The sequence below is a fragment of the Staphylococcus pseudintermedius genome (assembly GCF_001792775.2).
Classification (GTDB): domain Bacteria; phylum Bacillota; class Bacilli; order Staphylococcales; family Staphylococcaceae; genus Staphylococcus; species Staphylococcus pseudintermedius.
Genome location: NZ_MLGE02000028.1, coordinates 1 through 2,845 on the forward strand (window position 1 = coordinate 1; position 2,845 = coordinate 2,845).

A 2,845-nucleotide genomic window follows, 5' to 3' on the forward strand; every position below is an offset into this window, starting at 1 on the left:
TTCTGATATATCATTACACATAGGCACAATATCTCCTTAATCGTTGGTTTGGTCACTTACAATTATAGAGATATTTGTGCTTTTTTAATATCAAAAATTAAAATAACGGTCAGTGAATCTCTCACCAACCGTTAAAAATATATAACCTACTTTTCTTAGAGACGTTTTCGTTGTTCTTCGAAATATAGTACCTTTACGAGAATCCCACTACGAGAATCCCGCGAAAGGCTTTCGAAATATGTGCGATTGTAATCACAACACAGTCGAAATTTTAGGCAATAAAAAATCCGTCTAAATCCACATCCTACGTGTGATTCAACGGTTTGCCTTCGTAAAAATTTATGAATATGTATGCGTATAATATACGAAAATAAATTTCATGAGATATCGTGAAACCTACCATTTACTTTTGAGTCCCGCGCGTCTGCCAATTCCGCCACACCGGCATAATACAAAAAAATCCAATATGTCATTGGAAAAATGGAGCGGAAGATAGGACTTGCACCTATACCTCTTTCCGGGAAGGAAAGTGTTCTAGAATTGAACTACTCCCGCATCATGAGTGATTAACTTGAATTTAAAATGATTTGGAGCGGAAGATAGGACTTACACCTATACCTCTTTCCGGGAAGGAAAGTGTTCTAAAAATTGAACTACTCCCGCATGTTTCATATCAATGGAGGCGGCAACCGGATTTGAACCGGTGAATAGAGGTTTTGCAGACCTCGGCCTTACCACTTGGCTATGCCGCCAAAAGTAACTGGGCTAGCTGGATTCGAACCAGCGAGTGACGGAGTCAAAGTCCGTTGCCTTACCGCTTGGCTATAGCCCATTAATTTTAAATAAAGGGCGGTTGATGGGAATCGAACCCACGAATGTCGGAACCACAATCCGATGCGTTAACCACTTCGCCACAACCGCCATGGCAGGGGCAGTAGGAATCGAACCCACATCAAAGGTTTTGGAGACCTCTATTCTACCGTTGAACTATGCCCCTATTGATATGGTGGAGGGGGGCAGATTCGAACTGCCGAACCCGAAGGAGCGGATTTACAGTCCGCCGCGTTTAGCCACTTCGCTACCCCTCCAAGACATGGTGCCGGCCAGAGGACTTGAACCCCCAACCTACTGATTACAAGTCAGTTGCTCTACCAATTGAGCTAGGCCGGCAAAAAAAGTGGTTCAGGACGGAATCGAACCGCCGACACAAGGATTTTCAGTCCTTTGCTCTACCGACTGAGCTACTGAACCATTTTAATAATGGCGGTCCCGACGGGAATCGAACCCGCGATCTCCTGCGTGACAGGCAGGCGTGTTAAACCGCTCCACTACGGGACCACTTATAAAAATTGCGGGAGGCGGATTTGAACCACCGACCTTCGGGTTATGAGCCCGACGAGCTACCGAACTGCTCCATCCCGCGATAATAGTATTTGTAAATCACTTACTTAATTATCATAACAAACTATCAATCTAATGTCAACAATTTTTTAATTTTTTTAAAATAAAAATTTCAAATTTAAAAAATTGTGATGACTCCTACGGGACTCGAACCCGTGTTACCGCCGTGAAAGGGCGGTGTCTTAACCGCTTGACCAAGGAGCCAAATCATTAGAACTGTAAAGGACTTTTTAAGTATATATTTAACCATTAAAAACGTCAACATGTTACCATTAAAAATATGTGTAATTTAGATACTTTTTGGCAAAAACATACCTAAAGTGATGGATTAACTTCCCTTGCTTCATCATACAAGTTAAAGTCAGCACTCAAACAACAAAAAAAGACTCTCAAGGCGAAAGGAGGACCTTGAGAGTAAATGGAATCTTAAACATGATTAGGAGAATACAAATATTATGTAGAATTGTATCCTACACCTACATTATATTTAGGCTCGCCTAAAAAAGCAAGCGAATTGATATACGTTTAAGAATTTGTCATATTTTAATCGAAATTCTTTAGTATTTTATTTCTCAAGAACAGAAATGTATCATAGCCATCTTTTTCAAGAAAATGGCCTCCCTCTTCTTGTAAATAAAATTTAGCATCAAGTGCCTTACACAGTTCAGCTGTTAACGTATATGGCACGATATCGTCTGTTTTAGAAGCAATCCCAAAACGTTTAATGATCTTATGTTTAAGCTGGTCGAAATCAATTTCTTGTTCAATAAAGGCATCCAAAGTTTCTATGCCTTCTAACTTATCTTTGAAACCTGAAACAATAGCTAATCCACCTACTTTCGACACATCTAAATCGTTTAAAAATTTCAAAGTTGTAATGACACCTAAACTATGTGCAACGAAAATGGTATCAGCATCAACTTCTGGAATTGTTTGTCGCATATATGTAAGCCATTCTTCGACATGAGGTTCATGCGAGTTGGGTAAGTTGAGTACTTCTACATCATGGCCTTCAATTTCAAGTGATTGCTTTAACCATGGAAACCAATGCTTTGATGCATCGGCTTGGTAACCATGCACAATATATAGCTTTGTCATGATACAAAACGCCTTCTTTCTATAGATTCAACACTATTATCATAACATAAATCAACATATCCATTTGAAAACATAAATTTTTAAAATCGTCAAATAATAGAGTGCTATCACAAAACTTTACAAATTAAGTTCGCATTTGAGTTAAATGACACAGAAAGACCTTTGAATGTTTTTATAAATAATTAAATCATGTGGTTAGTCACAATCAGCAAGAAAATGAAGGTTCTTTGTCAACGTCGGTTGGTGAGACGATAACGCATTAAGCAACGTTATTTTGTTGTTTAATGCGTTTTTTATATTCACTTACAAATACCTTAGAAATCATTAAGATACGATTCCTAAAATT

Annotated in this window: 1 protein-coding gene and 12 tRNA genes; all 13 read right to left on the bottom strand. The window is 38.6% G+C overall.

Going from position 1 to position 2,845, the window contains the following annotated elements; translation table 11 throughout:
- Nucleotides 1-481: 481 nt before the first annotated feature.
- A tRNA-Gly gene (locus BJK46_RS11945) sits at nucleotides 482-555 on the bottom strand.
- 33 nt (nucleotides 556-588) lie between these two features.
- Nucleotides 589-663 (bottom strand) — tRNA-Gly (locus tag BJK46_RS11950).
- A 14-nt stretch (nucleotides 664-677) separates the two neighbouring features.
- A tRNA-Cys gene (locus BJK46_RS11955) sits at nucleotides 678-752 on the bottom strand.
- Between the two features lie 8 nt (nucleotides 753-760).
- A tRNA-Gln gene (locus BJK46_RS11960) sits at nucleotides 761-832 on the bottom strand.
- 16 nt (nucleotides 833-848) lie between these two features.
- Nucleotides 849-921 (bottom strand) — tRNA-His (locus BJK46_RS11965).
- 2 nt (nucleotides 922-923) lie between these two features.
- A tRNA-Trp gene (locus tag BJK46_RS11970) sits at nucleotides 924-997 on the bottom strand.
- A gap of 7 nt (nucleotides 998-1,004) precedes the next feature.
- Nucleotides 1,005-1,088: transfer RNA gene (locus BJK46_RS11975), tRNA-Tyr, on the bottom strand.
- 6 nt (nucleotides 1,089-1,094) lie between these two features.
- Nucleotides 1,095-1,170 (bottom strand) — tRNA-Thr (locus BJK46_RS11980).
- A gap of 8 nt (nucleotides 1,171-1,178) precedes the next feature.
- Nucleotides 1,179-1,251, bottom strand: a tRNA-Phe gene (locus BJK46_RS11985).
- Between the two features lie 10 nt (nucleotides 1,252-1,261).
- Nucleotides 1,262-1,338: transfer RNA gene (locus BJK46_RS11990), tRNA-Asp, on the bottom strand.
- A gap of 11 nt (nucleotides 1,339-1,349) precedes the next feature.
- Nucleotides 1,350-1,423 (bottom strand) — tRNA-Met (locus tag BJK46_RS11995).
- Nucleotides 1,424-1,533: 110 nt separating this feature from the next.
- Nucleotides 1,534-1,605 (bottom strand) — tRNA-Glu (locus BJK46_RS12000).
- Between the two features lie 339 nt (nucleotides 1,606-1,944).
- Nucleotides 1,945-2,499: an RBBP9/YdeN family alpha/beta hydrolase gene (locus BJK46_RS12005; RefSeq protein WP_015729355.1), complete on the bottom strand. Its 555-nt coding sequence runs from the start codon at nucleotides 2,497-2,499 to the stop codon at nucleotides 1,945-1,947.
- Nucleotides 2,500-2,845: the final 346 nt, after the last annotated feature.

Coding starts and splice junctions, on each gene's coding strand:
- BJK46_RS12005 (WP_015729355.1), bottom strand. CDS start 2,499: ATGACAAAGCTATATATTGTGCATGGTTACCAAGCCGATGCATCAAAG.